The organism is Mycobacterium pinniadriaticum (genome assembly GCF_026242045.1).
Taxonomy (GTDB): Bacteria; Actinomycetota; Actinomycetes; order Mycobacteriales; family Mycobacteriaceae; genus Mycobacterium; species Mycobacterium pinniadriaticum.
Genome location: NZ_JAPJDO010000058.1, coordinates 1 through 24973 on the forward strand (window position 1 = coordinate 1; position 24973 = coordinate 24973).

A 24973-nucleotide genomic window follows, 5' to 3' on the forward strand; every position below is an offset into this window, starting at 1 on the left:
CGGCAGACGCAAAGGGAGCCAGACACCAGGTGAAACGGAACCAACCACCGCACCACAGCCCTGTCATGCAGGCACGCCGTAACACGGCAACCAAAGACTGACACTGAGACGCAAAGGCTCCCGACACGCCGTTGTGTCGGGAGCCTTTGCGTCTGCTCGGCACTCAGAAATCGCCGGCGTGGTGACGCAACGTCTCGATCGATGCCACCAGCGCGCGCGCTTCGGCCGGTGATACCCCGATGTCGGCGAACACCTGCTCGTTGAGCGTCGCCGTGGCGTCCTCCACCGTCGAGCGGCCGAGGTCGGTGATCTGGACCAGCGTGGTGCGCCCGTCGGTGGGATGCGGCGCCCGCTTGACCAGCCCGTCGGCCTCCAGCCGCCGGATGGCGTGGGTGACGCTGGTGACATGCACCTGCAGCCGGTCGGACGCCTTGGTGATCGGCAGCGCACCGGTCCGGCTGAACGCCAGCAGGCGCAGCAGCTCGAACCGGGAGAAGCTCAGATCGTAGGGCCGCAGCGCATTCTCCACCCGGGCCAACAGGATCTGGTGGGCCCGCATCACCGAGGTCACCGCGACCATCCCCTCGGCGACATCGCCCCACCCGGCGCGCTCCCAATTCCGGCGCGCCGCGGCGATCGGGTCCGGCTTGTCAGAAGCGGCTGAATCGGCAGGCATCCGCCCATTCATACCGCATCGTCGTGCCGCCGCAGGGCACTACCGACACGCCCGCCACCGCAGGCCACGATCACCCGATCCGCACTGGCGCGAATCTCCCTATAGGGCGCTGCCATTCACTGCGAGTCGGGTGTCGAGGGTTTCGTAGGCGGCTGCGATGACATCGCGGAAGTACTCGGAGCCGGCGGGCCAGGAGGTGTCGAACCAGTCAGCGGTGACGAGGTTGACCTTGTCCTTGAAGTCGACTCGTATCCACTGCTGGTCGTAGGGGTGCGCGTTGGCCATGAATTCCTCCAGCGACCTGGTCCCGAGCCAGAGGATGCCCATCACGATGTTGGTCACGTTCTCGGTCGGCTCGCCGAACATGCCCCAGATCGACCCCGCCGGCCGAGAGTCGTAGTTCTGCCAGTTCGCGACGAGCAGCTCCTGCATCGACGGGGTGTTGGGCCATGGCCGATAAAGGGTGCTGTCGGCCCACAGATTCGGGTCGCCGGCGACGGTCGCACTGTTGTTGTAGACGACGATGATGTTCTTGTCGATGGCCCAATAGTCCTGCAGCGTGGCCGATGTGGTCATCGAGGCCGGCGCCATCCGGTCGCCGAAGTTGTCGTTGAGCATGTCGACGAATTCAGCATGGGTATCGGTATCGAAGTTCGTGAACCGCTGCGCATAGACGACGATCACTTCCTGCGGATGTGCGTAGGCGAAGTCGGCGATGTCCTGCAGCACGACGTCGATCGACGGACCCCGCAGACCGTGTTCGATGTAGATATTGCCGTCGGGCTCGTTGGACAGCCGCAGATCGAGGTAGCGGACGCCTTCGTTGAGCTGGCCGAGGATGTCCTCGGACTGCGTCTTGGACCACGCCGCCGCGATCGGCTTCACAATGTACTGCTCGATCAGCGGGGGCAGCTGCGCCAGCACCCCGAAGTCGGAAATCCCCGTCAGTGCCCACGGCGCCGAGGCCACGATCCCATAACTCCCCGAATCGTGGCTGCCCGGGATCGGCAGCTGGGTGAACGGCAGTGTGTCGATTCCCGGCAGCGTCGCCATCCAGTTCTCGGGGTCGACGTTCTGCGGCCCGATCGCATCCAGGCTGTAGCTGAACGTCACCGACACCGGCCGGTGATCGGACAGATCCGTGCCGTCACTGCTCAGGAAGTTCAGGCCCTCGTTGACGTAGCTGCTCACCGTCAGCTGCACCGGGCTCGACAGCGGATCGTTGGGATCCAACAGAGCGGCGTCGCGGTAGAAGACCTTGTCGGGCTGCTCGCAGTCGTTGTCGTAGGCGCATGACGGTGCGTCCGCGGGGGTGACACCTCCGTACTGACTCTCCACCCACGCGTCGGTCAGGCCATTGTCGGCGGCGAACTGGCTCAGTGTCTGACCGGCGTCGGAGTAGAGCTGACCGAAGTCGCCCATCACGATGACCGCGCGCCCGATCGAGTACGTCTGAATGAACGTCGACAACTGCTCGAGATCAGCGTTGGTCACAGAACCGCCGTTGGTGTCGATGTTGTAGAGATCGATCGAGGAGCCACCGGGAATGTGTATCCGCGAATACGTGAAACCGTCAGGGGTCAAAGGGTTCTGACCGAGATCCCACTCTTGGCGGGACAGACTCTCGATGCGGAAGGCCGAGAAGGTGTTGAGTCCATCGGAGAACAGCGCTCCGACGGGCCCCAGCCAGCTGGGGATCTGCGGCGCAGTCTGATCGGGAAAGACCGTCTTGGCCAGCAGGGCCATGTGGTAGGACACGTCCTCCTGGACGTTGACCACGTCAAACTTGTTCAACAGCGTACTGATTGCGAGGGTGTCCGCCAGACGCGAGACAGCCGCAACGGGGTTGAGCAGACCCGAATCGGCGACGTTGTAGGTCAGCACGCTGAAATCGCCAGTGACATCGGTGTATTGAGCGGTGTCGACATCCTTGATGTCGACGTTGTTGAAGATCGTCACCGTCGCCGTGTCGCGGTGTCCTCCGAGCAGACCGGTGTCGAGGATGCCGAAGGCAGCGTTGACCAGGTCCGCCCAGGCATGGAAATGGATGCTGGTCGCATCGCTGGCGATGAACGCGAAGCTGTCAGTGCCGGTGAACGTCTCGTCGGGGGTGTAGGTGAACGTTCCGGTGGCGTTGTCGACGACGACGGTTCCGTGGCTGGGACCGCCGGGCATGCCCTTATCGGGAACCGAGTAGAGCAGTCGGGTTCCGTCGGCGTCGGTGGCGGTGAACGTGATGGGGTCGCTGGTTTCGCCGTCGGCGAGGTCCAGTTCAACCTGCATCGGGCCGGCGACCGGAGTGGCGTGGAAGAAGATCGGCCGCAGCGGGGCGGGCAGCAGCGAACCGTCGTACCACGGCCGCAGATTCACATAGGTGCTCACCCACACCTGCGCCGCCTGGACATCGGCTTCGATCTGGGTGATGACCCCGCTGATCCAGCCCTGCCACGACCCCGGATTCAGCACATCGGGCACCGCGACGGCCGCGGCCGCCACCACCCGGCTGGCCGCGACCGGGCTGACCGGCGACGCTACGTCCTCGACCACACCGATCTCTCGGCGCGCAGAAGCGGCCAACGTCCACAACGCCGGCGAAGGAGCCGGCGAAGGAGCACCCGCAGGTGCCCCGCCGCCGAGCATGGCGGTCAACACATCGGACGCGGCCTTGAACACCGGAGGTGTCGCCACCTCGAGGTTGATCGGCCGCGCAACCGCAACCCGAGATGGCGAGGATGGCGCTGCGCTGTCGGACGACTCGACCGGCGAGCTCGCTTCGCCCTTGTCCTGGTCGCTGCTCGCCGCCGCCGGCTCGGTGTCGCCGTCTACCGTCACAATCGAGGTGCGCGCGCCGCCGGAGCTGCGCACCGTCATCGACGTCGGATGGCGGAGCCGAGGCGATCGTGAATCGGCGAGTCCCCCACGATGATTCGCGGTACCCGCTGTACCGGGTCGTTTTGAGTTGCCCCGCGCCGATTCGGTGCCGGTCGAGCTCCCCGCTGCCGACGACGTGTCCGACGCCCCCGGCGCGGCATAGCCGACGGCTGGATCCGCTACCGCCGCTGCCACTCCCAGGCCAACCGCTAGTGCCGCAATCTGACCGATAGATCTGGCGCAATGCACTACGGCATCCCCTTCGCTGACCCTACGGGTGGACGTCACGGGAGCAACGTTGCCCTACTGCGCGACGACGGACTGAGCGTAAACCATCGCGCACCGCTACACCGGTTTGCTGGGGCAGCGTTGAACAACTCGTCGGGTAGCTGTTGAATGCGATTCACCTGCACGCGGATTGACCACGGGGTCGTTGATCGCCAATGACAGCTGGGTGCTACAGGCTGTGCTGCAGTAGCACCTCACCGGTATCGAACGCGACCACTTGGACCGCAGCGATCTTCGCCATCGGCATCGATGTACTGCCGGTCGGCGACGCCGACTCGCCCTCATGGGCCATCCAGGTCGCCAGCTGAACACGGCTGCCGTCACGGCCGACCGCATACATCGCCAACTTGTCCCCGTCTTGCGCCTCTCCTGCGCCGGCGCCGCTCTCTTCGTGGTACATACACGTCATCTCGACGTGCGTGCCCCACCCCATGGGGGTCACCTCGACCGTCCCCTCGAAGGAGGACGGCATCACCGGCGTCATGGCAACTGCCGTCGTCGAAACCTGTTGGGCGGGATGCGGCGTCCCGAACGTCGCCGGCTTGATGGCGACGAGGATCCCGACGGCCAGAACGGCTGCGGCCGCCGCGGCCACCGTCCAGGTGATCCACCGCCCACGCCGGCGGCGACGGCGCACCTCGAAGAGCACGCCATCGAGCAGCTGCGGGCGCAGCGGCGGCGGTTCGGTATCGCCGGTGTCGATGGCGGCAACGTCGTCGGGGCTCAGCATGGCGAGCAGGGCGGGCATGCCGCTGAGCTCACCGACGGACGTTCGGCAGGAATCGCATCCGGCCAGATGCGTTTCGTACTCGCGGCGCTCGTTGCTCGACAGTGACCCCAGCACGTAGGCGGCATCCCACGTCTCGTACTGATCGTGCGGATCCTTCACCGGGTCACCCCCATCTCCTGCAGCGTCAGGCGAAGCGCGCGCACCGCGTAGTGCAGCCGCGACTTCACCGTTCCCTCGGCGATCTGAAGGTCGGCGGCGATCTGTGCCGTGGTCCAGCCAAGATAGTAGGAGCGGCGCACGACTGCCCGATGATCCGGCGAGAGCTGGGCCAACGCGTCACCGATGAGTAACCGGTCCAGCGCGGCATTGACCTCGTCGGGTCCGGCGGGTTCGGGTGCCCCCTCGGTGTCCAGCGAGTCGGTCTCCTTGCGAGACCGCGCGCTGCGGCGGTCGTCGATGATCATGTTGCGAGCCACCGTGAACAGCCATGCCCGCGCCGAACGCTCGGCATCGCCGGTCACCTCGGGGTGCTGCCAGGCCCGCAGCAGCGTCTCCTGCACCACGTCCTCGGCGCGCGCCGGATCCCCGGTGAGCCGTAGCGCGTAGCGCCACAGTGCGGCCGCGTGCTCCTGGTAGAGCACCCGGACCAGGGCTGCCTCCGGGTCGTCCATGATCAACCTCCCGGCGAAGACACGTAACCGGTGGACATCTGGTTCAAAGTGTGCCCCGCGGCGCGGGGTCCGGCCTCGAAATCGGGCTCAGGGTCGTGATGCGGGCCCATCAACAGCCATGGTGACGATCTCGGCAAACGCTAGACAGTAAGAATGCGCGGCCCGTCATCGGTCACCGCCACGGTGTGCTCCCAGTGCGCGGCACGCGACCCGTCGGCGGTGACGACGGTCCATTCGTCGGCCAGGATCCGGGTCTTGGTGGTGCCCAGGGTCAGCATCGGTTCGATCGCCAGTACCGATCCGGCCACCAGCATCGGCCCGCGACCGGGCTCGCCCTCGTTGGGCAGGAACGGGTCCATGTGCATCTGCCGGCCGATCCCGTGGCCGCCGTAGCCCGCGACGATGCCGAACTTCCGGCCGTAGGTCCGCTCGGCGGCGTGAGTGCCCGTCTCAATGGCGTGTGAGACGTCGGTGAGCCGGTTGCCCGGAACCATCGCCGCGATCCCGGCTTCCATCGACTGCTTGGTCGCCGCGGACAATGCCTCGTCGATCGCGATCAGCGGTCCGATCCCGAAGGTGACGGCCGCATCGCCGTGCCAGCCGTCGATGATCGCACCACAGTCGATCGACACCAGGTCACCGAGGGCGAGCTTCTCATCCGGCACCGGAATACCGTGCACCACACGGTCATTGACCGACGAACAGATGCTGGCCGGGTACCCGTGGTAGCCGAGGAACGACGGGATGCCGGCCGCCTCCCGGATCACCGTCTCGGCGACGTCGTCAAGCTCTTTGGTGGACACTCCGGGTGCGGCCGTGGCCTGGACCGCCCGCAGGGCGGCGGCCACCACGGCCCCGGCGGCGGCCATCGCATCCAGCTCACCCGGCGTGCGGGCGGGAACGGTTTTGCGATTGCGCAATCCGGGCAGCGAAACCATCGAGCGTCAGCGGCCGAGTGCGTGCAGCGCCCGGGCGAACACCTCGTCGAGGCCACCGACGGCGTCGACGGTCTTGAGTTCGTCCTGGTAGTAGTCCAGCAGCGGGGAGGTCTCGTCGCGGTAGACCTTGAACCGGTTGCGGATGGTGTCTTCGTTGTCGTCGTCGCGGCCGCGGGCCATCAGCCGGGTGACCAGCTCGTCCTCGGGCACCCGGAACTCCACGACCGCGTCCAACTTGAGGGCACGCCGTCCGAGCATCTGCTTGAGCGCCTCGGCCTGCTCGACCGAGCGGGGGAACCCGTCGAGGATGAAACCGCCGGCGACGTCGGCGTCGTCGAGCCGGTCATCGACCAGCGCATTGGTGAGCGTGGCCGGGACCAGGTCACCGGCGTCGAGGTACTTCTTGGCCTCCAGCCCGAGTTCGGTGCCGGTGCTGATGTTGTGCCGGAACAGGTCACCGGTGGAGATGTGCGGCACCCCGAGCTTGTCCGCCAGCTTGGCCGCCTGAGTTCCTTTTCCCGCGCCCGGCGGGCCAAGCAAAACGATTCTCACTTCAGGAACCCTTCGTAGTTGCGCTGCATGAGCTGGCTCTCGATTTGTTTGACCGTATCCAAACCGACGCCAATCATGATCAGAACCGCTGTACCGCCGAACGGCAAGTTCTGGACGCCACCGCTGTTCCCCATCTGCAGGAACACGTTCGGCAGGACGGCGATCACACCCAGGTAAATGGAGCCGGGAAGGGTGATCCGGTTCAACACAAAGCGGAGGTAGTCAGCGGTGGGCTTGCCGGGTCGGATGCCCGGGATGAAGCCACCGAACTTCTTCATCTCGTCGGCACGCTCGTCGGGGTTGAACGTGATCGACACATAGAAGTACGTGAAGAAGATGATCAGGCCGAAGTAGATGCTGATGTAGACGGGATCGGCGGGGTTCGTCAGATAGTTGGCGACGAAGCGGTCCCACCAGCCGTTACTCGGGGTGGTTCGTCCGCTCTGGATCAGCTGGGTGATCAGGTGCGGGATGTAGATCAGCGACGAGGCGAAGATGACCGGGATGACGCCGGCCTGGTTGACCTTCAGCGGCAGGTAGGTCGAGGTGCCGCCGTACATCCGCCGGCCGACCATGCGCTTGGCGTACTGGACGGGGATACGGCGCTGGCCCTGCTCGACGAAGACCACGCCGATGATGATCAGCAGCGCAGCGGCGCAGACCGCGGTGAACACCAGGCCGCCGCGGCTGTCCAGGATGCTCTTGCCCTCGGCGGGGATGCGGGCCGCAATGCCGGCGAAGATCAGCAGCGACATGCCGTTACCGATGCCACGCTCGGTCACGAGCTCGCCCATCCACATCACCAGGGCGGCGCCCGCGGTCATCACCAGCACGATGAGCACCAGGGCGAAGATGCTCTGGTCGTTGATGATGTCCAGCGTGCAGCCCTGCAGCAGACCGCCGTTGGCGGCCAGCGCAACGATGCTGGTGGCCTGCAGGATGGCCAGCGCGATCGACAGGTAGCGCGTGTACTGGGTCATCTTGGCCTGGCCGGCCTGACCTTCTTTGCGCAGCTGTTCGAAGCGCGGGATCACCACCGTCAGCAGCTGCACGATGATGCTGGCGGTGATGTAGGGCATTACGCCCACCGCGAACACCGTCAACTGCAGCAGCGCACCGCCGGAGAACAGGTTGATCAGCGAGTAGATCTGCGCCCCGGCGCCACCGCTGACCTGCTCGATGCACTGGTGGACGTTCTTGTAGTTGACCCCGGGGGACGGCAGTGACGCGCCGACTCGGTACAGGATCACGATCCCCAGCGTGAACAGGATCTTTCGCCTCAGGTCGACCGTCCTGAGCGAAGAGATGAAAGCCGAGAGCACTCTTCCTCCTGGGCAGCCGGACGGGAGTCTCAGCGTGCCAATGGGGCTGGTCTGGCCAGCGTTCGGGTAATCCTGCCTTGCACCGATCGCCGCCGGGTTTCGCACCTGCAGCATCGCGCGCTCAAACAGTCTACGAGAGTAACAGTAGGCCCAGGCAGGGCGGGAATCCGCGGATGGGCGCGGCCGGGGCGTGGTGCGCTCACAGCGGACCTACAGCGGGAATCGCGTACAGTCGCTAGTGGTTATACGAGCTAACTATAGGTTGCGGCAGTAGAGGGCTGAGGATGACGCGCACCGACAACGACACCTGGGACCTGGCATCCAGCGTGGGAGCCACCGCGACGCTGGTGGCCGCCGCCCGTGCCGCGGCGAGCCGGGAGACCGAACCTCTGATCGACGACCCCTTCGCCGAACCGCTCGTGCGGGCCGTCGGCATCGAGTTCTTCACCAAGATGGCCAGCGGCGCCCTCCCCGCCCCGGATGAGCAGACGGCCATGGGCGTGACCCGGATGACCGACAACATGGCGGTGCGGACCAAGTTCTTCGACGAGTTCTTCGTCGACGCGGCCGAGGCCGGGATCCGGCAGGTCGTCATCCTGGCCTCTGGACTCGACTCGCGCGCCTACCGGCTGGACTGGCCGGCCGACATGGTCGTCTTCGAGATCGACCAGCCGGAGGTCATCGCATTCAAGACCCAGGCCCTGGCCGCGCAGGGCGCCGCGCCGACGTGTGATCGCCGCACCGTGGCCATGGATCTGCGCTTCGACTGGGCCACCGCACTGCGGGAGGCGGGCTTCGACCCGCAGGCGCCGACGGCGTGGAGCGCCGAAGGTCTGCTGGGCTATCTCCCCCCGGAGGCACAGGACCGCCTGCTGGACACCGTGACCGAGCTGTCCGCACCGGGCAGCCGGATCGCCATCGACACCGCACCGCCGTCGAACCCGGCCGAACAAGAGGAGTCGCGCGAGCGGATGCAGGAGATCTCGGAGCAGTGGAGCAAGAACGGCTTCGACCTCGATTTCGGCAGCCTGGTGTACCTGGGTGAACGCAACGAGGCCAGCGAGTACCTGACCGGCCACGGCTGGCAGGTCGACACCGCCGGAGTCAACGACCTGCTGGCAGCCGGCCAGCGGGGCACCTTCGACGACGACGAGCCGATGGGCAAGCTCTACTACCTCAGCGCGGTGTACGGCGGTGCCCGGTGACCCGCAGCGACGCCGACTCCTGGGACCTGGCCACCAGCGTCGGAACCACCGCCACCATGGTGGCCGCGGCCCGCGCGGTGGCCAGCCGGGAAGAGAACGCCCTCATCGACGACCCGTTCGCCGCGCCGCTGGTGCGCGCCGTCGGCATCGACATCTTCACCAAGATTGTCGACGGCGACATCGACATGGCAGCCGTCGACACCGAGGGCACCGCACAAGTGATGACCGACGTGATGGCGGTGCGGACCCGCTTCTTCGACGATTTCTTCCTCGAGGCGGGTCGAGCCGGAGTGCGACAGGCCGTCATCCTGGCCTCCGGCCTGGATTCCCGGTCGTATCGGCTCGCCTGGCCGGCCGGCATGATGGTCTATGAGATCGACCAGCCCAAGGTCATCGAGTTCAAGACCGAAACGCTGGCCACACTGGGCGCCTCCCCCACCGCCGAACTCCGCATGGTGAGTGTCGACTTGCGGGAGGACTGGCCGGCCGCCCTGCGCGCCAAGGGTTTCGACGATACGAAGCCGACCGCGTGGAGCGCCGAGGGCCTGCTGGCCTATCTGCCGCCGGATGCGCAGGACCGGCTGTTCGACAACATCACCGCGCTGTCCGCGCCGGGCAGTCGGCTCGCCACCGAGTACCACCCGGACGGCGGCGCCGGTATCGCCGACCGATCGAAGATGATCAGCGACCGTTGGCGGGATTTGGGGCTGGACCTCAACATGGCCGACCTGTTCTACACCGGTGAGCGCAATGCCGTCCCCGGCTATCTGGAAGGGCAGGGCTGGCAGGTCAGCGCCCGCAGCCGCGCCGAGATGTTCGCCCTCCACGGTCGGGAGTTCGCAGCCGGTGACCTCAACGCCACACTGCGAAACTCCTCGTCCGTCACCGCAATTCGAAAGTAGCACCATGAGCGAGACTCAATCGATCCGATACGACGGCGACACCTGGGACCTGGCATCCAGTGTGGGCGCCACCGCGACGTCGGTGGCGGCGTCGCGGGCCCTGGCATCCCAGGGCCCGGGCGCACTGATCGACGACCCCTACGCCGACGCGCTGGTCAAAGCGGTTGGACTGGAATCGATGATCAAGGTGGCCAACGGCGAGGGAACCGTCGAGGACGACCCGATGCTCAACCGCCGCCGGATGACCGAGCAGATCGCGGTGCGGACCAGGTTCTTCGACGACGTCTTCACCAATGCCGCGCGCGACGGGGTGCGCCAGGCGGTGATCCTGGCCTCCGGGTTGGACACCCGCGCCTACCGAATGAGCTGGCCGGCCGGCGCGGTGGTGTTCGAACTCGACCAGCCCCAGGTCGTCGAGTTCAAGTCCCGCGTGCTGGCCGATCAGGGCGTCTCCCCGACCGCCGATCGCCGCGCCATCGGTATCGACCTGCGCGAGGACTGGCCTACCGCGTTACAGGCGAAGGGTTTCGATGCCACCCAACCGACGGCATGGATCGCCGAAGGCCTGCTGATCTACCTGCCACCTGAAGCCCAGGATCGGTTGTTGGACAACATCACTGCGCTGTCGGCCCCGGACAGCCGTTTCGCCACCGAGTTCATGGCCGCGGGCGTGACACTGCCGGACGCCTGGCGCGACCGGTTCAAGGACTGGTCGGCACGCATCGGCTCCGACATCGACCTGCCGGCACTGCTCTACGACGGCGAGCGCAATGCGGTCAGTGACTACCTGGGCGCACGCGGCTGGCGGATCAGCACGCAGACCACTCGGGAAGCCTATGCCGCCAACGGTTTCGAGCTTCCCGAAGACGAGCTGACACTCAAGTTCAGCGACAATGCGGGCTACCTGACCGCAACCCGCGTCAGGGAGCGGTGATGGCGCGTACCGACGGCGACACCTGGGATCTGGCGTCCGGAGTGGGCGCCACCGCGACGGCGGTTGCCGCATCCCGTGCGCTGGCCCACCGGGCAAACCTGATCGACGATCCGTGGGCCGAGCCGCTGGTCAAGGCGGTGGGCATGGAGATGTTCCTGCGAATCCTCGACGGACACATCGCCGGCGACCACACGGAAACCGACCTGCAACGGATGGCGCAGGGAATGGCCGTGCGCACACGGTATTTCGACGACTTCCTCATCGAGGCCGCTGCCGACGGCATCCGGCAGGCGGTCATCCTGGCATCGGGCCTCGACACCCGCTCCTATCGGCTGGCGTGGCCGGCCGACACCACAGTCTTCGAGATCGACCAGCCGGGGGTCATCGACTTCAAGACGTCCACCCTGCGCGGTCTCGGTGCCACGCCGACCGCCGGCCTGCACACGGTTGGCGTGGATCTCCGCGAGGACTGGCCCGGGGCGCTGCGCGCCAGCGGATTCGATCCGGCTCGGCCGACCGCGTGGATCGCCGAGGGCCTGCTGATCTACCTGCCACCGGAAGCCCAGGATCGGTTGTTCGACCACATCACCGCGCTCAGCCCGGTCGGCAGCAGGCTGGCCACCGAGTTCATGCCCAGCATGGGGGCGTTCACCGGTGAAACAGACGACGCGGATCGCGACGGCCAGGAGCGGTGGCGCAAGCTCGGATTCCACGACGACCTCGCCGACCTCGTCTACCACGGCGAACGCAGCCACGTGATCGACTACCTCGGCGTCCTGGGCTGGCGGGTCACCGGCGACCTGGTGCAGGAACTATTCGAGACCAATGGATTCGAGAGCAACGACGACGAAATGACCGAGCAGTTCAGCGGTTTCCAGTACATCTCGGCGACACTTTCCTAGGAGACGGCAATGACTCGCACTGACGACGACAGCTGGGACCTGACATCCAGCGTGGGCGCCACCGCGACGATGGTGGCGGCCGGTCGCGCGATGGCCACCAAGGATCCACTGCACCTGATCGACGACCCGTTCGCCGAGCCGCTGGTACGCGCCGTCGGCATCGACTTCTTCGTCAAGATGATGGACGGCGAGCTGGACCCGACCACGTTCGGCGATGTCACCCCCGAGCGGGTGCAGTCCATGATCAACGGGATGGCCATGCGCGCCAAGTTCTTCGACGACTACTTCACCTCGGCCACGGCCGGCGGTATCCGTCAGGCGGTGATCCTGGCTTCCGGCCTGGACGCACGCGCCTATCGGCTACCGTGGCCGGCGGGCACCACCGTGTATGAGATCGATCAGCCCAAGGTGATCGAGTTCAAGACCGGCGTGCTCGACGAACTCGGCGCGCAGCCCACCGCGCAGCGCCGCACCGTCGGCATCGACCTGCGCGAGGACTGGCCCGCCGCTCTGCAAGGCACCGGCTTCGACCCCAGTGTGCCCACCGCGTGGCTAGCCGAGGGATTACTGATCTACCTGCCGCCCGAAGCCCAGGACCGGCTGTTCGACACCATCACCTCGCTGAGCGCACCCGGCAGTGCCGTGGCGACCGAATACGTGCCCGGCATCATGGATTTCGATGCCGAGAAGGCCACCTCGATGACGGCTAACGTGCGCGATCAGGGCTTGGACCTGGACATGGCATCGCTGGTCTACTCCGGCCCGCGAAGCCACGTCATCGAGTACCTGCGCGCCACGGGCTGGGAGGTCACCGGGATCCCCACCGACGAACTGTTCGGCCAGAACGGATTGCGACCACCGGTGCGCGACGGCAACGATCCGCTCGGCGAGATCGTCTACGTCAGCGCCACTCTGGGGTGACCTGCCGCCGCGAGATCGCCGATCTCCGGCAAGTGGCGCGGCGGCTAGAACCGGCTGTCGCCCAGCCACAGCAGGCTATTACCGGACAACGCTCGCTCACCCTGGTCCAGCACGCCCTTGACCGACTGGCCGAGCAGCGCGGTCACCGCCTCGGGCAACGAGGCCGCCGCGGGTTGCGACGACGGCTTGGGACGCAGGAAATCCCGTAACGACGAGCCCGGATAGCTGATCAGGTCGACCTCGGCATCGACGTCGATGCCGGCGAGCACCTTCGCCCGTCGCACCGCCGTTCGCAGTCCACCGAGCTCGTCGACCAGGCCATGTCCCAGGGCGTCGGCGCCGGTCCACACCCGGCCCCGGGCCACCGCGTCGACCGCCTCCACCGACATGTGACGACCCTCGGCAACCCGCTGCACGAAATCGGTGTAGAACAGATCAGCCTCGGCCTCGACCAGGGCCTGCTGTTCGGGGGTGAACGGCGCGTTGACCGACCAGGCGTCGGCATTGTCGTTGGTGCGCACGCTGTCCGACCCGACCCCGAGCCGTTCCTTGAGCTCGCGGGCGACCAGCTTGCCGCTGAGCACACCAATGGAGCCGGTGATCGTTCCCGGGTTGGCAACGATCGCGTCGGCGCCCATCGCGACGTAGTAGCCGCCCGAAGCCGCCACCGCACCCATCGAGGCCACGACGGGCTTGCCCTTGGCCCGTACCCGGGTCACCTCCCGCCAGATCGTCTCCGAAGCCGTCACCGACCCGCCGGGACTGTCCACCCGCACCACCACCGCGGCCACCTCGTCGTCGGCGGCGACCTGCCGTAGCGCCGCGCCGATGGTGTCACCACCAGCGCTCGAGCGCCCGAACGGGAGGCCCTGTGGGCCGCCGCGGCCGCCGACGATGGACCCAGCGACCGTGACCACCGCGATCCTCGGGCGCTTCTTACGGCCGGGCATCGACGGGATCGGAGGCATCGGGACCGGCGCCCCGCTCTTGCGGGTCTGGGCATACCGGGACAGGTACAGCCGCGGCGGGGCGTTGTCATCGGAATCGGCATCACCGGTCTCCGGCGAGACCCCCTCCACCCCAACGAGTTCGGCGATGCGGCTGTAGGCCTCGTCGCGGAACCCGATGCGGTCGACCAGATGGCCGGTGACCGCGTCGTCGCGCAACAGGGGCGCCCGGTTGGCCAGCTCGTCGACGGCCGCGACATCAAGGTGCCGTGACTCGGCGATGGCCTGCCACACCTGGCTGTGCAAGCTGGCGATCAGTCGCGAGTCGGCTTCGCGGTGGGCCTCGGTGTAGTGGTCCTGGGTGAACAGGTTGGCCGCCGACTTGTACTCGCCTCTGGTGATGAACTGGGCTTCGATACCCGCCTTGCCCAGCGCGTCCCGCAGGAACAGCGCATTGGTGGCGAAACCGACCAGTCCCACGGTGCCCGTCGGCTGCATCCACACCTCGGCGAAACCCGAGGCCAGGTAGTAGGACAGGGTGCCCGGATAGGTTTCGGCCCACGCCAGCGAAGGCTTGGCCTCGGTAAAGGCCGCGATGGCCGCACGCAACTCCTGCACCGGCCCGGCAGGCGCGGCCGAAAGCTGTACCCGGGCAATCAGACCCGCTACCCGCGGATCTTCGGCGGCGCGGTGGATGGCGGCGACTGCGTCGCGCAGCAGCATCGTCCGCCCACCACCGGTGATGAAGGTGAGCGGATCGAAGCCGCTGGCCTCCGGCGGGATGGACTGCAGGTCGAGCTCCAGGACGCAGCCGTCGGGCACCCCGTGGTGCCGGGCGGTGTCGATGCGGCGCAGCGCGTCGCGGATGTCGTCGGCACCGGGAACGGCGGGCAGAAAGGCGAACATACTCTCGAGGCTACCGTGGCCGGCCCTGCCGCCCGGCACACGCAAAAGGCTCCCGACACGCCATGCGTGCGGGAGCCTTTGCGTCTGCTCGCGAGAACTTACAGCTCGGTGGCCGAACCGCCCGCAGCGGTGATGGCCTCGCGGGCGCTGCCGCTGAACTTGTGCGCGGTGACGTCGACCTTGGCGGTCAGCTTGCCGTCGCCGAGCACCTTGACGAGCACGTTCTTGCGAACCAGGCCCTTGTCCACCAGCTCGTCGACACCGACGGTGCCGCCCTGCGGGAAGGCCTTGTTGATGTCGCCCACGTTGACGACGGCGTACTCGGTGCGGAACCGGTTACGGAAACCCTTGAGCTTGGGCAGCCGCATGTGGATCGGCATCTGCCCGCCCTCGAAGGTCACCGGCACGTTCTTGCGGGCCTTGGTGCCCTTGGTGCCACGACCGGCCGTCTTACCCTTGGAGCCCTCACCGCGACCGACGCGAGTCTTCGCGGTCTTCGAGCCGGGAGCCGGCTTCAGGTCGTGCAGTTTGATGACGCTCATTTGACTTCCTCCACCTGAACGAGGTGGTGCACGACGTTGATGAGTCCGCGCGTCTGCGGGTTGTCCTCGCGAACCACCGACTGGCGAATCTTGCGCAGTCCCAGGGTCCGCAGGCTCTCGCGCTGCTTCCAGCGGGCACCAACGATGCCACGGACCTGGGTGATCTTCAGCTCTGCCATGGTTATGCGCTTCCTTCACGCGCGGCTGCAGCAGCCAGCGCTTCGCTCTCCCGACGCGCGCGCAGCATGCCGGCCGGCGCGACGTCTTCGATCGGCAGCCCCCGTCGGGCCGCCACCTCTTCGGGACGCTGCAGCAGCTTGAGCGCGGCGACGGTGGCATGCACCACGTTGATCGCATTATCACTGCCCAGCGACTTGGCCAGAACGTCGTGCACGCCAGCGCATTCCAGCACCGCACGGCACGCGCCACCGGCGATGACACCGGTACCGGGGCTGGCCGGGCGCAGCATGACGACACCGGCCGCTGCCTCGCCCTGGACGGGATGGGTAACGGTGCCACCGATCAGCGGGACGCGGAAGAAGTTCTTACGGGCTTCCTCGACACCCTTGGCGATCGCGGCCGGCACCTCTTTGGCCTTGCCGTAGCCGACGCCGACCAGACCATTGCCGTCGCCGACGATGACCAGGGCCGTAAAGCTGAATCGCCGACCACCCTTGACCACCTTGGAAACCCGGTTGATCGTGACAACCCGCTCCAGGTAGTTGCTCTTCTCGCCGCCGTCGCGTCCGCCGCGTCCGCGATCGCCACGATCATCGCGGCGGCCTCGGCCACCGCGGTCGTCGCGTCCGCCGCGCTGTGTGTCGGTGCGGGTGCCGGCTGAGGGGGCGCCGGTATCCGGCGTGCTGCCGGCTGCGGTCTCCTCCGCCATCATGCGGTCCTTCCCTTGATCATGGTCATTAGAATTTGAGTCCGTTCTCGCGGGCGGCATCGGCCAGCGCCGCGATCCGTCCGCCGTAGGTGTTGCCGCCGCGGTCGAAGACCACGGCCTCGACACCAACGGCCTTGGCACGCTCGGCGATCAGCTGACCGACCCGCACGCTGTGGGCCTTCTTGTCGCCCTCGACCGCGCGGACGTCGGCCTCGATCGACGAGGCCGCGGCGACCGTGATGCCCTCGGCATCGTTGACCAGCTGAACGTGGATGTGCCGCGACGAGCGGTTGACCACGAGGCGGGGCCGGGCGGCGGTGCCGACGACCTTCTTGCGCAGCCGGGCATGCCGACGCAGTCGCGAAACCCGGCGTGCCGCCGAGGCGCTCGTGCCGATCGGTGTGCGATCGGTGGCTGCTTTCTGTGCTTGAGCCATGGCTTACTTACCTGTCTTTCCGACCTTGCGGCGGATCTGCTCACCCTCGTAGCGCACGCCCTTGCCCTTGTACGGGTCCGGGCGACGCAGCCGACGGATGTTCGCCGAGATCTGGCCGACCTTTTGCTTGTCGATACCCGTGACCGAGAACTTGGTGGGCGTCTCCACCGCGAAGGTGATGCCCTCCGGTGCCTCGATGACCACGGGATGGCTATACCCGAGCGCGAACTCGAGGTTGCTGCCCTTGAGCTGCACGCGGTAACCGACGCCGAAGATCTCCATCTTGGTGGTGTAACCCTGGGTCACACCGGTCACCAGGTTGGACACCAGCGTGCGCGACAGCCCGTGCAGCGAGCGGCTGCGCCGCTCATCGTCGGGCCGGCTGACCACGATGGCGCCATCGTCGTTGCGCGACACGGTGATCGGCTCGGCGATCGCGAGCTGCAGCGTGCCCTTGGGGCCCTTGACCGACAGATTCTGACCGTCGATCGTCACATCAACACCGGCGGGAATCGTCACCGGCTGCTTTCCAATACGCGACATGTCCTAAGCCTCCCTCACCACACGTAAGCGAGGACTTCGCCGCCGACGCCCTGTCGGGACGCCTGGCGGTCGGTCAACAGGCCGGAGGACGTGGAGATGATCGCCACACCCAGGCCGCCAAGCACTCGCGGCAGATTGGTGGATTTCGCGTACACCCGCAGGCCGGGCTTGGACACCCGGCGCAACCCGGCGAGGCTGCGCTCCCGGTTGGGGCCGTACTTGAGTGAGACAACCAACGACTTGCCGACCCGAGCATCCTCGGTCCGGAAATCGTTGATGTAACCCTCGCGCTTGAGGATCTCGGCGATGTTCGCCTTGATCTTGCTGTGCGGCAGGGTCACCTCGTCGTGATACGCCGAATTGGCGTTGCGCAGACGTGTCAAGAAGTCTGCGATCGGGTCCGTCATGGTCATGACTGGGCCTGTCTACCTTCCTCGCAGCGGTTCCCGGTCTGGGCCTGCTGCGCACCTGTTCTGTAGGGGTCTGTTACCAGCTGGACTTCTGCACGCCGGGCAGTTCGCCGGCATGGGCCATCTCGCGCAAGCAGATTCGGCACAGGCCGAACTTGCGGTACACGGCATGCGGACGTCCGCACCTGTTGCAGCGGGTGTACGCCCGCACCGCGAACTTCGGCTTCTTATTGGCCTTGTTGACCAGTGCCTTCTTTGCCATCTGCTCAGTTCTCCTTGAAGGGGAAGCCCAGCGCGCGCAGCAGCGCCCGACCTTCGTCGTCGTTCGTCGCCGAGGTGACGACGGTGATGTCCATGCCGCGGGGCCGGTCGATGGAGTCCACGTCGATCTCGTGGAACACCGACTGTTCGGCGAGCCCGAAGGTGTAGTTGCCGTGGCCGTCGAACTGCTTGGGGCTCAGGCCGCGGAAGTCGCGGATACGCGGCAGTGCGATCGACACCAGCCGGTCGAGGAACTCCCACATCCGGTCGCCACGCAGGGTCACCCGCGCGCCGATCGGCATGCCCTCGCGCAGTTTGAACTGTGCGATCGACTTGCGGGCCTTGCGAATCTCGGGCTTCTGGCCGGTGATCAGCGCCAGATCGTTCACCGCGCCGTTGATCAACTTGGCGTCGCGGGCGGCGTCGCCGACACCCATGTTGACGACGACCTTGACCACGCCGGGGATCTGCATCACGTTGGCGTAGTTGAACTCGTTGTTGAGCGCATCGCGGATCTCTCCGCGGTAGCGCGCCTTCAGCCGGGGCTGAACCTTCTCTGCGGTCGTCATGCTCAGATGTCCTTGCCGTTGCGCTTGGAAATGCGAACCCGCTTGCCGGACTCCTCGTCGGTGCGGTAGCCGATGCGGGTCGGGTTGCCGTCGGAGTCGACCACCATCACGTTGGAAACGTGGATCGGCGCCTCCTGGGTGACGATGCCGCCCGACTGCGCGCCACGCTCGTTGGCGGACTGCGCGGTGTGCTTCTTGATGCGGTTGACGCCCTCGACGAGGACCCGGCTACGGGTCGGGTAAGCCTGCAGGACCTTGCCCTTGGCGCCCTTGTCCTTGCCTGCGATGACCAGCACGGTGTCGCCCTTGTGGACCTTCATTTACAAAACCTCCGGGGCCAGCGAGACGATCTTCATGAAGCGCTTCTCACGCAGCTCGCGCCCGACCGGGCCGAAGATGCGGGTGCCGCGCGGGTCGTTGTCGGGCTTGATGATGACCGCGGCGTTCTCGTCGAACTTGATGTAGCTGCCGTCGGCGCGGCGGCGCTCCTTGACGGTGCGCACGACGACGGCCTTGACCACGTCACCACGCTTGACGTTGCCACCGGGGATGGCGTCCTTGACGGTCGCCACGATGACATCGCCGATGCCGGCGTAGCGCCGCGACGAGCCACCCAGAACCCGGATGCACAAGATCTCCTTGGCGCCCGTGTTGTCGGCGACCTTGAGCCGCGATTCCTGCTGAATCACTAGATCTCCTCGACCTGGTTATTGTGTGCACGGCAGATACCGACCTGACGTGCGCGGTCTTGTTCTTGTCACCCAAAGAGCACGCGGGGTTTTCTCACGTGGAGATAACCGAGGTCTGCCCTAGGCAACCCCTAAATACTAGGTGACGAGCCCAAAAGCTCCAAATCCGTGCAGTTTCTTCCGCCCAAACCGACGATTGGCAGGCGAAGTGCGAGTGGATCGCGGCATTACGTCGATCTCGGTGCAGGTCAGGCGTCCACCACGCAGCGGAAGCCGATATGGGTGGTCGAGCTGTCCTGTGATTGCGGCGAACGCGCGGCCGGCCGGTACCGGTGGCAGTACTCCGGTGCGCACAGATGCGAACCGCCCTTGAGGGCCTGGCTGACGGCTGGATCAGGTTCGGTGGGGGGTGGACAGCAGGAATTCTTCTGCTCCACCCGATGATGGGCCGAGAACCGCGTCGTGGTCCATTCCCAGACGTTGCCGATCATGTCGACCAGGCCGTACCCGTTGGGTGGGAAGGTCCCCACCGGTGAGGTTCCCACCCATCCCAATGCGCCGTCGTTTTGATACGGAAAATGGCCCTGCCAGGTGTTGGCCATCAACGCTCCCCCGACCGTCGGCTCGTCACCCCAGGCGTAGAGGCTCGTACCGCCGGCCCGGGCCGCGTACTCCCACTCGGCTTCGCTCGGCAGCCGCCGGCCCGCCCAGCGGGCGTAGGCGATGGCGTCGGGATAAGCGACCTGAACGACCGGGTGGTCCGGCTTGTCGGCGATATCGCTGCCCGGCCCGAACGGGGCGCGCCAGCTCGCGCCGGGCGCCCAGTCCCACCACTGCCGCCAGTCGCGCAGATTCACCGGGCCCTGGGTCGGTCGGAACACCAACGCGCCGGGGGCCAGATCGGCCTCGGCGACGCCGGGGTACAACGCCGGGTCGAGGGGAGTCTCGGCAACGGTGACGTACCCGGTGGCGGCGACGAATTCGGCGAATTGGGCGTTGGTGACCGGATGCCGCTCGATCTCGAAAGCATCGACGGTCACGGTGTGGATCGGCGCTTCTTCGGGGTAAAAGCTGGTCGAACCCATCCGGAACGACCCGCCGGGCACCGCGACGAGCTCACTGAGCATGACTTCAGGGTATGACGACGCCGAAGTCGTCGGTCAACATCGAGGCGGCGGCGTCGAACCCGGGAGCCCCTGACGGTGCCTCCACGTGCACGGCGACCAGATAGTTCCCGTTGTTGGTCCAGATGTGGGCGATGCGGTCCTGATACTCCAGCGATTCGTCGGGATCCCTGGCCCAGGTGCCTATCAGTTTCTGCCCGCTGAAGCCGCAGAAATCGCCGGGCAGCAGGCTCAGCGTGCTGATCGGATACTTGGCCATCACGTCGTCGCCGTAGCGCGTGAAAGCGGCGGCCGGGTCTAGCGGAGTGGCGGCGATGGTGACGTCGGCGACCATGTCGTCCGGCCCGGATAACACGGCACCGACGTCACCGGTGCCTGGTGTCGACGACCATCCCGGCGGCACCCTCACCCTGATCTGGGGGGCGCCGCGGTCGGCGACCGCGGCCACCGCCGTCGGTCCGGGCTGCTCGCGCTGGCACACCGTCGTGTCCGGCGGGATGGGCACCCGGGTGGTCTCCAACACCCCCGGTTCCGACGACTCGGGGGCGTCGGTGTTGGTCGACGGTGACGTCGACGTCGACGCTTCGACACGCACCGCTGTCCCGTCACTGTTGCGCGCACACGCGGCAACGCCCGGGACGGCCAGCATCACGACCGCCGCGGCGGCGCACACCAGCCGAGTCACCCCACCAGTATGACGTGGCTGTCAGTCCCTGGCGAAGGCCGCCGCGAGTTGGCGCTCCGCGTCCACGTAGGGACTGCCCGACACGTCGACGACCACTCGGGCGATGGTTCCCCCGCTGAACTCGAACGGCGCCGCATACGCGGTGGACACCGCCTGGCCGAGGTTGCGGCCCACGCTGATCCCACCGCCGGCCAACCCGAAGGTGAAGGGATGAGCCCGCACGCCGGGCAGGGTGGCCACCGCGGCGCCGTCGACGTAGAGGGTGGCGTCGCCGAGCGGTGTGTGACTGCCGTCCACCGTGCCGGTCCGCACATAGCCCACACCGAGGATGTGGTCACCCAGCGGCAGCGGATCGGGCGCGGTCACCCGTTGTTCCTCTTCCCCGAAGAAGTTGTAGACGAACTGCAGCCGCCCGTCGGCGACGAACAACACGTACCCGCCGTGACCGGCGCCCTGCTTGAGCAGTACTCCCTGCACATCCGGGCTGGTGATACTGACCTCTGCCATCACCGAGAACGACCGGCCGGCGACCAACACGCAGGCACCCATCGCCACCGGAGCGGTGTTCGGGTAGTAGACGTAGCTGGGCCGGTCACCGGCCAGCGACGGCCGCAGACGGGCGATCATCTCGAACACGCCGAGATCGGACAGCGGTAGGCCGTTGTACTTCTCGGCCTCGGAGAACCACAGCTTCTGCAGCTCGGCGAGCTTGTCCGGGTGCTCGGCGGCGACGTCGTGACACTGACTGCGGTCGTTCTCGATGTGGTAGAGCTCCCAGCGGTCGGCGTCGAAATGCGACCAGCCCGACGGCGAGGCCGGGTGCACCGTGTTGGCAAACCAGCCCTTGTGCCAGATACCACGGGTTCCCAGCATCGTGTAGAACTGAGTCTCCTTACCGGTGTCGGCGGACGAACCATCCAGTGCCGCCTTGAAACTCACACCATCAATCGGCTTCTGGGTGATGCCCTTGACGGTCTGCGGCGCGGCAATACCAAGGAGGTCGTAGATCGTGGGCGTGATGTCGGAGACGTTGACATAGTTGTCGCGGACTTCACCGTGCGCCGCAATTCCGTTGGGCCAGGAGATGATCGCGGTGTCGGCGATACCGCCCTCATGGGACGCGTAGCGCTTGTAGAGCTTGTAAGGCGTGTTGAACGCCATCGCCCACCCGATCGGGTAGTGGCCGTATGTTGTCGGCGAACCCAATTCGTCAAAGAAGCGCATGCTCTCTTCGACGGTGTCGATATAGCCGTTGAAGAACTTGCCCTCATTGACCGATCCGTTCGGCCCGCCCTCACCACTGGCGCCGTTGTCGGAGATCACCACGATGATGGTGTTGTCCAGTTGCCCGGACTCCTCCAAGTAGTCGAGAACCCGGCCGATCTGGGCGTCGGTGTAGGAGAGGAACCCGGCGAACACCTCGGCCATCCGGGCGAACAGCCGCTTGTCCTCGTCATCGAGGGAATCCCAGGGGCGCACCGTGTCCTGCTCCGGCCACGGCTCACCGTTGGGCCCGGTCACATCCCCGTACGGGTTGACCCCGGACAACTCGGTCTCGGGCGGCACGATGCCGAGCTTCTTCTGGTTCTCCAGAACGATCTCGCGGTAGCGCTCGTAACCCATGTCGAACGCGCCGGCATAGTTGTCGGCCCACTCCTTGAACACGTGGTGCGGGGCATGGCCCGCACCCGGGCACAAGTAGGTGAACCACGGCTTGTCGGGGGCGACCATCGTGGAGTCCCTGATGAATTCGATTGCCTTGTCCGCCAGATCCTTCGAGAGGTGATAGCCCTCCTCCGGGGTCGCCGGCGGCTCCACGGGGTGGCCGTCGTAGACCAGTTCGGGATACCACTGGTCGGTCTCCCCACCCATGAAGCCGTAGAACCGCTCGAAGCCGCGCGACAGCGGCCAGTGCCTCCGGGTGGCCGCGAGATTGGACTCCTCGATCGGGGTGAGGTGCCATTTGCCGATGGCATACGTGTTGTAGCCGTGTTCGGCGAGCACCTCCGAAATCAGTGCGGTGTCATCGGGAATGCGACCGTTGATTCCGGGGAAACCTTCGGTGAACTCTTCGACCATGGCCATCCCCACCGTGGTGGCGTTGCGGCCCGTCAGCAGTGACGCCCGGGTCGGGGAACACAGTGCGGTGGTGTGGAACTGCGAGAGCCGCACACCGCGCTCGGCGATCCGCGTCATGGCCGGCATCGACACCAATCCGCCGAAACAGTCCCATGTCGCGATGCCGATGTCGTCCCACACCAGGTAGAGCACATTCGGCGCGCCCTCGGGCGCCGTCGGCGGCGCGTAGGGACCCCAGTCCGGCTCGGAATCACGAATGTCCAGCTCGATCTTGCCGTTGAACTCCTTGGCCATACGCGTTCCCCAATCCTCAAGACGACACCTGTGATGCCGAGCAGACACGAGTCTGGCATGACCACGAGCAGACGTAAACGGCCCCGACACGCTGGGCGTGTGGGGCCGTTTACGTCTCAGTGTCAGTCTTTGGTTGCCGTGTTACGGCGTGCCTGCATGACAGGGCTGTGGTGCGGTGGTTGGTTCCGTTTCACCTGGTGTCTGGCTCCCTTTGCGTCTGCCGCCGTTGGGTTGGCTTGGAGCAGTACTGCCGGCATCGGGTGGGACGGACCGACCGGCGTGACTTGATAGCGCCTCTGTGTGTCAAGCAGCACTGGGAAGAAGGTTCCGTTGGTCGCGTTTCAGTCGACGGTAGACGACGTTGGAGAGTCTGCGTTTGAGCGCGCGGCGGGCTTCTGCGGGTGTCTTTCCCTCGGCGATCTTGCGGCGGTAGTAGTCCTGACCAAGCCCGGGGTCGCGGATTTGGCAGGTGGCGATGATGTGCAGCACGCAGTTGAGAGATCGGTTCCCGCCGGTGTTGAGCCTGTGCCTGGTGGTGTTGCCGCTGGAGGCTTCCAGCGGTGCGCTGCCGGTGTAGCTGGCGAAGTGGTGTTCGGTCGGGAAGCGGTCGATGTCGCCGACGTGGCCGAGCACTTTCGCAGCCAGCACGGTGCTTATTCCGGGCAGGTCGGTCAGTGTGGTTCTGCTGGCGTCAACGGCATCTCGCATCTGGAGTTCGTTGTTCTTGATGGAGCTGTTCAGCCGACGCAGGTCGACGATGAGGTCGCGGGCGAGGTCTCGCCGGCAGCAGTCGGTGGCGGTGGCTGGCCGCAGCCGCCGGAGAATCTCAGCGGCCTTGGCGGCCGAAAGGTCCGTCGGGGCACCTCCGGGGGTCAGGTCGCGCAGCAGTACGTGGAGTCGGTTGAGCAGTCGGGTGCGTTCACTGACGAGGTCGTCTCGGCGTTCGGTGAGCAGCCGCAGGATCGTGGTCTGATCTTCAGCGCGCACCTGGTGAAGGTCGGGCCGAAACAACGCGACTTGGGCGACGTGAAGCGCATCGGCGGCATCGGTCTTACGGTCTCCACCGGTGCCCAGCATCCGGGCCCGCGCCGACAGCGTCGACGGCACATCGACGACGTGTTCACCGCCGGCAGCGAGCTGCTGAGCCAGGCCGCGGCCCAGACCGCGCGCACCCTCCACGGCGAACCGACGCTGCGGCCAGCGCTGCGACCACGCCATCAGCTGACCGAAAGTGCCTGCATGGACCGGGAATCGGCGCTGGGCGATCTTCTTGCCCGAACTGTCGATGGCTACCGCAGTGTGGGTGGATTTGTGCGGATCGATACCGATCAGGATCACAGGCGGCCGTCCTTACGCTTGAGGGAATTGGAGATACGCGGTGGGCAACCTGACTTCAAGTCGACGTGCTTGCATGCCTCTGTCGAGCCACACCGCGAGGGTGCCGGACGGCGGTGGCACGCTATCAATGGGCCAGCCCGTCGGGCGGCAAGGAGCAGTGCGAGCCAATGCCGTCCGGCACCCTTGGACGCTACGAGTCCAAAGATCCGTGCGGCGTCCGCCCTCGATTCAACAAGTCAGGAGCGTGGCATCGCCCCGACTGAGATGTGTCCGCCGGCCGGTCCAACCTCAACACCCATCCACGGAGTGAAGGAGGCAACCACCATGGTTGTTGTCGGAACCGATGTGC

Annotated in this window: 27 protein-coding genes; 5 read left to right on the top strand and 22 right to left on the bottom strand. The window is 66.4% G+C overall.

Going from position 1 to position 24973, the window contains the following annotated elements:
* Positions 1-163: 163 nt before the first annotated feature.
* The 7 genes from ORI27_RS30850 to secY all read right to left on the bottom strand — a co-directional run bounded on the left by ORI27_RS30850 (position 164) and on the right by secY (position 8048).
* The gene (locus ORI27_RS30850) at positions 164-676 is read right to left on the bottom strand and encodes a MarR family winged helix-turn-helix transcriptional regulator (protein WP_266000986.1); all 513 of its coding nucleotides are present in this window, start codon (positions 674-676) and stop codon (positions 164-166) included.
* A 99-nt stretch (positions 677-775) separates the two neighbouring features.
* Complete coding sequence (locus ORI27_RS30855; protein WP_266000987.1) at positions 776-3547, bottom strand: phosphatidylinositol-specific phospholipase C domain-containing protein; 2772 nt, start codon at positions 3545-3547, stop codon at positions 776-778.
* 457 nt (positions 3548-4004) lie between these two features.
* Positions 4005-4724, bottom strand: a complete 720-nt coding sequence (locus ORI27_RS30860) for an anti-sigma factor family protein (RefSeq protein WP_266000988.1) — start codon at positions 4722-4724, stop codon at positions 4005-4007.
* A complete protein-coding gene (locus ORI27_RS30865) occupies positions 4721-5236 on the bottom strand; it encodes a sigma-70 family RNA polymerase sigma factor (protein WP_266000989.1) in 516 nt (171 codons plus the stop codon). Before ORI27_RS30865 ends, ORI27_RS30860 begins: the two co-directional genes overlap by 4 nt.
* 140 nt (positions 5237-5376) lie before the next feature.
* Entirely contained in the window at positions 5377-6174 is a 798-nt protein-coding gene (map, locus tag ORI27_RS30870; protein ID WP_266000990.1) for a type I methionyl aminopeptidase, read from the bottom strand.
* A 6-nt stretch (positions 6175-6180) separates the two neighbouring features.
* Entirely contained in the window at positions 6181-6726 is a 546-nt protein-coding gene (locus ORI27_RS30875; protein WP_266000991.1) for an adenylate kinase, read from the bottom strand.
* Complete coding sequence (gene secY / locus ORI27_RS30880) at positions 6723-8048, bottom strand: preprotein translocase subunit SecY (protein ID WP_266000993.1); 1326 nt, start codon at positions 8046-8048, stop codon at positions 6723-6725. Before secY ends, ORI27_RS30875 begins: the two co-directional genes overlap by 4 nt.
* 284 nt (positions 8049-8332) lie before the next feature.
* Between secY and ORI27_RS30885 the strand changes: the two genes are divergently transcribed.
* The 5 genes from ORI27_RS30885 to ORI27_RS30905 are packed head-to-tail and all read left to right on the top strand — an operon-like array spanning position 8333 to position 12912.
* Positions 8333-9253 carry a class I SAM-dependent methyltransferase gene (locus tag ORI27_RS30885; protein WP_266000994.1) on the top strand — a complete coding sequence of 307 codons (921 nt, stop codon included), beginning with the start codon at positions 8333-8335 and terminating at the stop codon, positions 9251-9253.
* Positions 9250-10155 (top strand): class I SAM-dependent methyltransferase, encoded by a 906-nt coding sequence (locus tag ORI27_RS30890; protein WP_266000995.1) that lies wholly within the window; start codon positions 9250-9252, stop codon positions 10153-10155. The genes ORI27_RS30885 and ORI27_RS30890 overlap by 4 nt, the downstream gene beginning before the upstream one ends.
* Before the next feature lie 4 nt (positions 10156-10159).
* On the top strand, positions 10160-11089 hold the full coding sequence (locus ORI27_RS30895) for a class I SAM-dependent methyltransferase (RefSeq protein ID WP_266000996.1): 930 nt from the start codon (positions 10160-10162) through the stop codon (positions 11087-11089).
* Positions 11089-11991, top strand: a complete 903-nt coding sequence (locus ORI27_RS30900; RefSeq protein WP_266000997.1) for an SAM-dependent methyltransferase — start codon at positions 11089-11091, stop codon at positions 11989-11991. Before ORI27_RS30895 ends, ORI27_RS30900 begins: the two co-directional genes overlap by 1 nt.
* Before the next feature lie 9 nt (positions 11992-12000).
* Positions 12001-12912, top strand: coding sequence for a class I SAM-dependent methyltransferase (locus ORI27_RS30905; protein WP_266000999.1), 912 nt, complete (start codon positions 12001-12003; stop codon positions 12910-12912).
* Positions 12913-12956: 44 nt separating this feature from the next.
* On the opposite strand, the gene sppA is transcribed toward ORI27_RS30905, so the two are convergent.
* The 15 genes from sppA to ORI27_RS30980 form a co-directional block, all read right to left on the bottom strand.
* Complete coding sequence (sppA, locus tag ORI27_RS30910; RefSeq protein WP_266001001.1) at positions 12957-14765, bottom strand: signal peptide peptidase SppA; 1809 nt, start codon at positions 14763-14765, stop codon at positions 12957-12959.
* A 98-nt stretch (positions 14766-14863) separates the two neighbouring features.
* Entirely contained in the window at positions 14864-15307 is a 444-nt protein-coding gene (gene rplO, locus ORI27_RS30915; RefSeq protein ID WP_266001002.1) for a 50S ribosomal protein L15, read from the bottom strand.
* Positions 15304-15486, bottom strand: coding sequence for a 50S ribosomal protein L30 (gene rpmD, locus ORI27_RS30920; protein WP_266001003.1), 183 nt, complete (start codon positions 15484-15486; stop codon positions 15304-15306). The genes rplO and rpmD overlap by 4 nt, the downstream gene beginning before the upstream one ends.
* Positions 15487-15488: 2 nt before the next feature.
* On the bottom strand, positions 15489-16199 hold the full coding sequence (gene rpsE, locus ORI27_RS30925; RefSeq protein WP_323055696.1) for a 30S ribosomal protein S5: 711 nt from the start codon (positions 16197-16199) through the stop codon (positions 15489-15491).
* 25 nt (positions 16200-16224) lie between these two features.
* Positions 16225-16593: a 50S ribosomal protein L18 gene (rplR, locus tag ORI27_RS30930; RefSeq protein ID WP_266001013.1), complete on the bottom strand. Its 369-nt coding sequence runs from the start codon at positions 16591-16593 to the stop codon at positions 16225-16227.
* Between the two features lie 42 nt (positions 16594-16635).
* A complete protein-coding gene (gene rplF, locus ORI27_RS30935) occupies positions 16636-17175 on the bottom strand; it encodes a 50S ribosomal protein L6 (RefSeq protein WP_266001005.1) in 540 nt (179 codons plus the stop codon).
* Between the two features lie 14 nt (positions 17176-17189).
* Positions 17190-17588, bottom strand: coding sequence for a 30S ribosomal protein S8 (gene rpsH, locus ORI27_RS30940; RefSeq protein ID WP_163746655.1), 399 nt, complete (start codon positions 17586-17588; stop codon positions 17190-17192).
* Positions 17589-17661: 73 nt separating this feature from the next.
* On the bottom strand, positions 17662-17847 hold the full coding sequence (locus ORI27_RS30945; RefSeq protein WP_047329118.1) for a type Z 30S ribosomal protein S14: 186 nt from the start codon (positions 17845-17847) through the stop codon (positions 17662-17664).
* Between the two features lie 4 nt (positions 17848-17851).
* The gene (rplE, locus tag ORI27_RS30950; RefSeq protein WP_266001007.1) at positions 17852-18415 is read right to left on the bottom strand and encodes a 50S ribosomal protein L5; all 564 of its coding nucleotides are present in this window, start codon (positions 18413-18415) and stop codon (positions 17852-17854) included.
* A gap of 2 nt (positions 18416-18417) precedes the next feature.
* Positions 18418-18735, bottom strand: coding sequence for a 50S ribosomal protein L24 (gene rplX / locus ORI27_RS30955; protein WP_266001008.1), 318 nt, complete (start codon positions 18733-18735; stop codon positions 18418-18420).
* A complete protein-coding gene (gene rplN / locus ORI27_RS30960) occupies positions 18736-19104 on the bottom strand; it encodes a 50S ribosomal protein L14 (protein ID WP_067091049.1) in 369 nt (122 codons plus the stop codon).
* A gap of 248 nt (positions 19105-19352) precedes the next feature.
* Positions 19353-20231 carry a formylglycine-generating enzyme family protein gene (locus ORI27_RS30965; RefSeq protein WP_266001009.1) on the bottom strand — a complete coding sequence of 293 codons (879 nt, stop codon included), beginning with the start codon at positions 20229-20231 and terminating at the stop codon, positions 19353-19355.
* Positions 20232-20235: 4 nt separating this feature from the next.
* Positions 20236-20913 carry a hypothetical protein gene (locus ORI27_RS30970; protein ID WP_266001010.1) on the bottom strand — a complete coding sequence of 226 codons (678 nt, stop codon included), beginning with the start codon at positions 20911-20913 and terminating at the stop codon, positions 20236-20238.
* 21 nt (positions 20914-20934) lie between these two features.
* On the bottom strand, positions 20935-23286 hold the full coding sequence (locus ORI27_RS30975) for an arylsulfatase (RefSeq protein ID WP_266001011.1): 2352 nt from the start codon (positions 23284-23286) through the stop codon (positions 20935-20937).
* Between the two features lie 303 nt (positions 23287-23589).
* Positions 23590-24624, bottom strand: coding sequence for an IS110 family RNA-guided transposase (locus tag ORI27_RS30980; RefSeq protein WP_266001012.1), 1035 nt, complete (start codon positions 24622-24624; stop codon positions 23590-23592).
* Positions 24625-24973: the final 349 nt, after the last annotated feature.

Excerpts from the sequence above, each read along its gene's own strand:
- ORI27_RS30850 (WP_266000986.1), bottom strand. The coding sequence starts at position 676 with ATGCCTGCCGATTCAGCCGCTTCTGACAAGCCGGACCCGATCGCCGCG.
- ORI27_RS30855 (WP_266000987.1), bottom strand. The coding sequence starts at position 3,547 with ATGACGGTGCGCAGCTCCGGCGGCGCGCGCACCTCGATTGTGACGGTA.
- ORI27_RS30865 (WP_266000989.1), bottom strand. The coding sequence starts at position 5,236 with ATGGACGACCCGGAGGCAGCCCTGGTCCGGGTGCTCTACCAGGAGCAC.
- map (WP_266000990.1), bottom strand. The coding sequence starts at position 6,174 with ATGGTTTCGCTGCCCGGATTGCGCAATCGCAAAACCGTTCCCGCCCGC.
- ORI27_RS30885 (WP_266000994.1), top strand. The coding sequence starts at position 8,333 with ATGACGCGCACCGACAACGACACCTGGGACCTGGCATCCAGCGTGGGA.
- ORI27_RS30895 (WP_266000996.1), top strand. The coding sequence starts at position 10,160 with ATGAGCGAGACTCAATCGATCCGATACGACGGCGACACCTGGGACCTG.
- ORI27_RS30900 (WP_266000997.1), top strand. The coding sequence starts at position 11,089 with ATGGCGCGTACCGACGGCGACACCTGGGATCTGGCGTCCGGAGTGGGC.
- ORI27_RS30905 (WP_266000999.1), top strand. The coding sequence starts at position 12,001 with ATGACTCGCACTGACGACGACAGCTGGGACCTGACATCCAGCGTGGGC.
- sppA (WP_266001001.1), bottom strand. The coding sequence starts at position 14,765 with ATGTTCGCCTTTCTGCCCGCCGTTCCCGGTGCCGACGACATCCGCGAC.
- rplO (WP_266001002.1), bottom strand. The coding sequence starts at position 15,307 with ATGAGCGTCATCAAACTGCACGACCTGAAGCCGGCTCCCGGCTCGAAG.
- rpmD (WP_266001003.1), bottom strand. The coding sequence starts at position 15,486 with ATGGCAGAGCTGAAGATCACCCAGGTCCGTGGCATCGTTGGTGCCCGC.
- rpsE (WP_323055696.1), bottom strand. The coding sequence starts at position 16,199 with ATGATGGCGGAGGAGACCGCAGCCGGCAGCACGCCGGATACCGGCGCC.
- rplF (WP_266001005.1), bottom strand. The coding sequence starts at position 17,175 with ATGTCGCGTATTGGAAAGCAGCCGGTGACGATTCCCGCCGGTGTTGAT.
- rpsH (WP_163746655.1), bottom strand. The coding sequence starts at position 17,588 with ATGACCATGACGGACCCGATCGCAGACTTCTTGACACGTCTGCGCAAC.
- ORI27_RS30945 (WP_047329118.1), bottom strand. The coding sequence starts at position 17,847 with ATGGCAAAGAAGGCACTGGTCAACAAGGCCAATAAGAAGCCGAAGTTC.
- rplE (WP_266001007.1), bottom strand. The coding sequence starts at position 18,415 with ATGACGACCGCAGAGAAGGTTCAGCCCCGGCTGAAGGCGCGCTACCGC.
- rplX (WP_266001008.1), bottom strand. The coding sequence starts at position 18,735 with ATGAAGGTCCACAAGGGCGACACCGTGCTGGTCATCGCAGGCAAGGAC.
- ORI27_RS30965 (WP_266001009.1), bottom strand. The coding sequence starts at position 20,231 with ATGCTCAGTGAGCTCGTCGCGGTGCCCGGCGGGTCGTTCCGGATGGGT.
- ORI27_RS30975 (WP_266001011.1), bottom strand. The coding sequence starts at position 23,286 with ATGGCCAAGGAGTTCAACGGCAAGATCGAGCTGGACATTCGTGATTCC.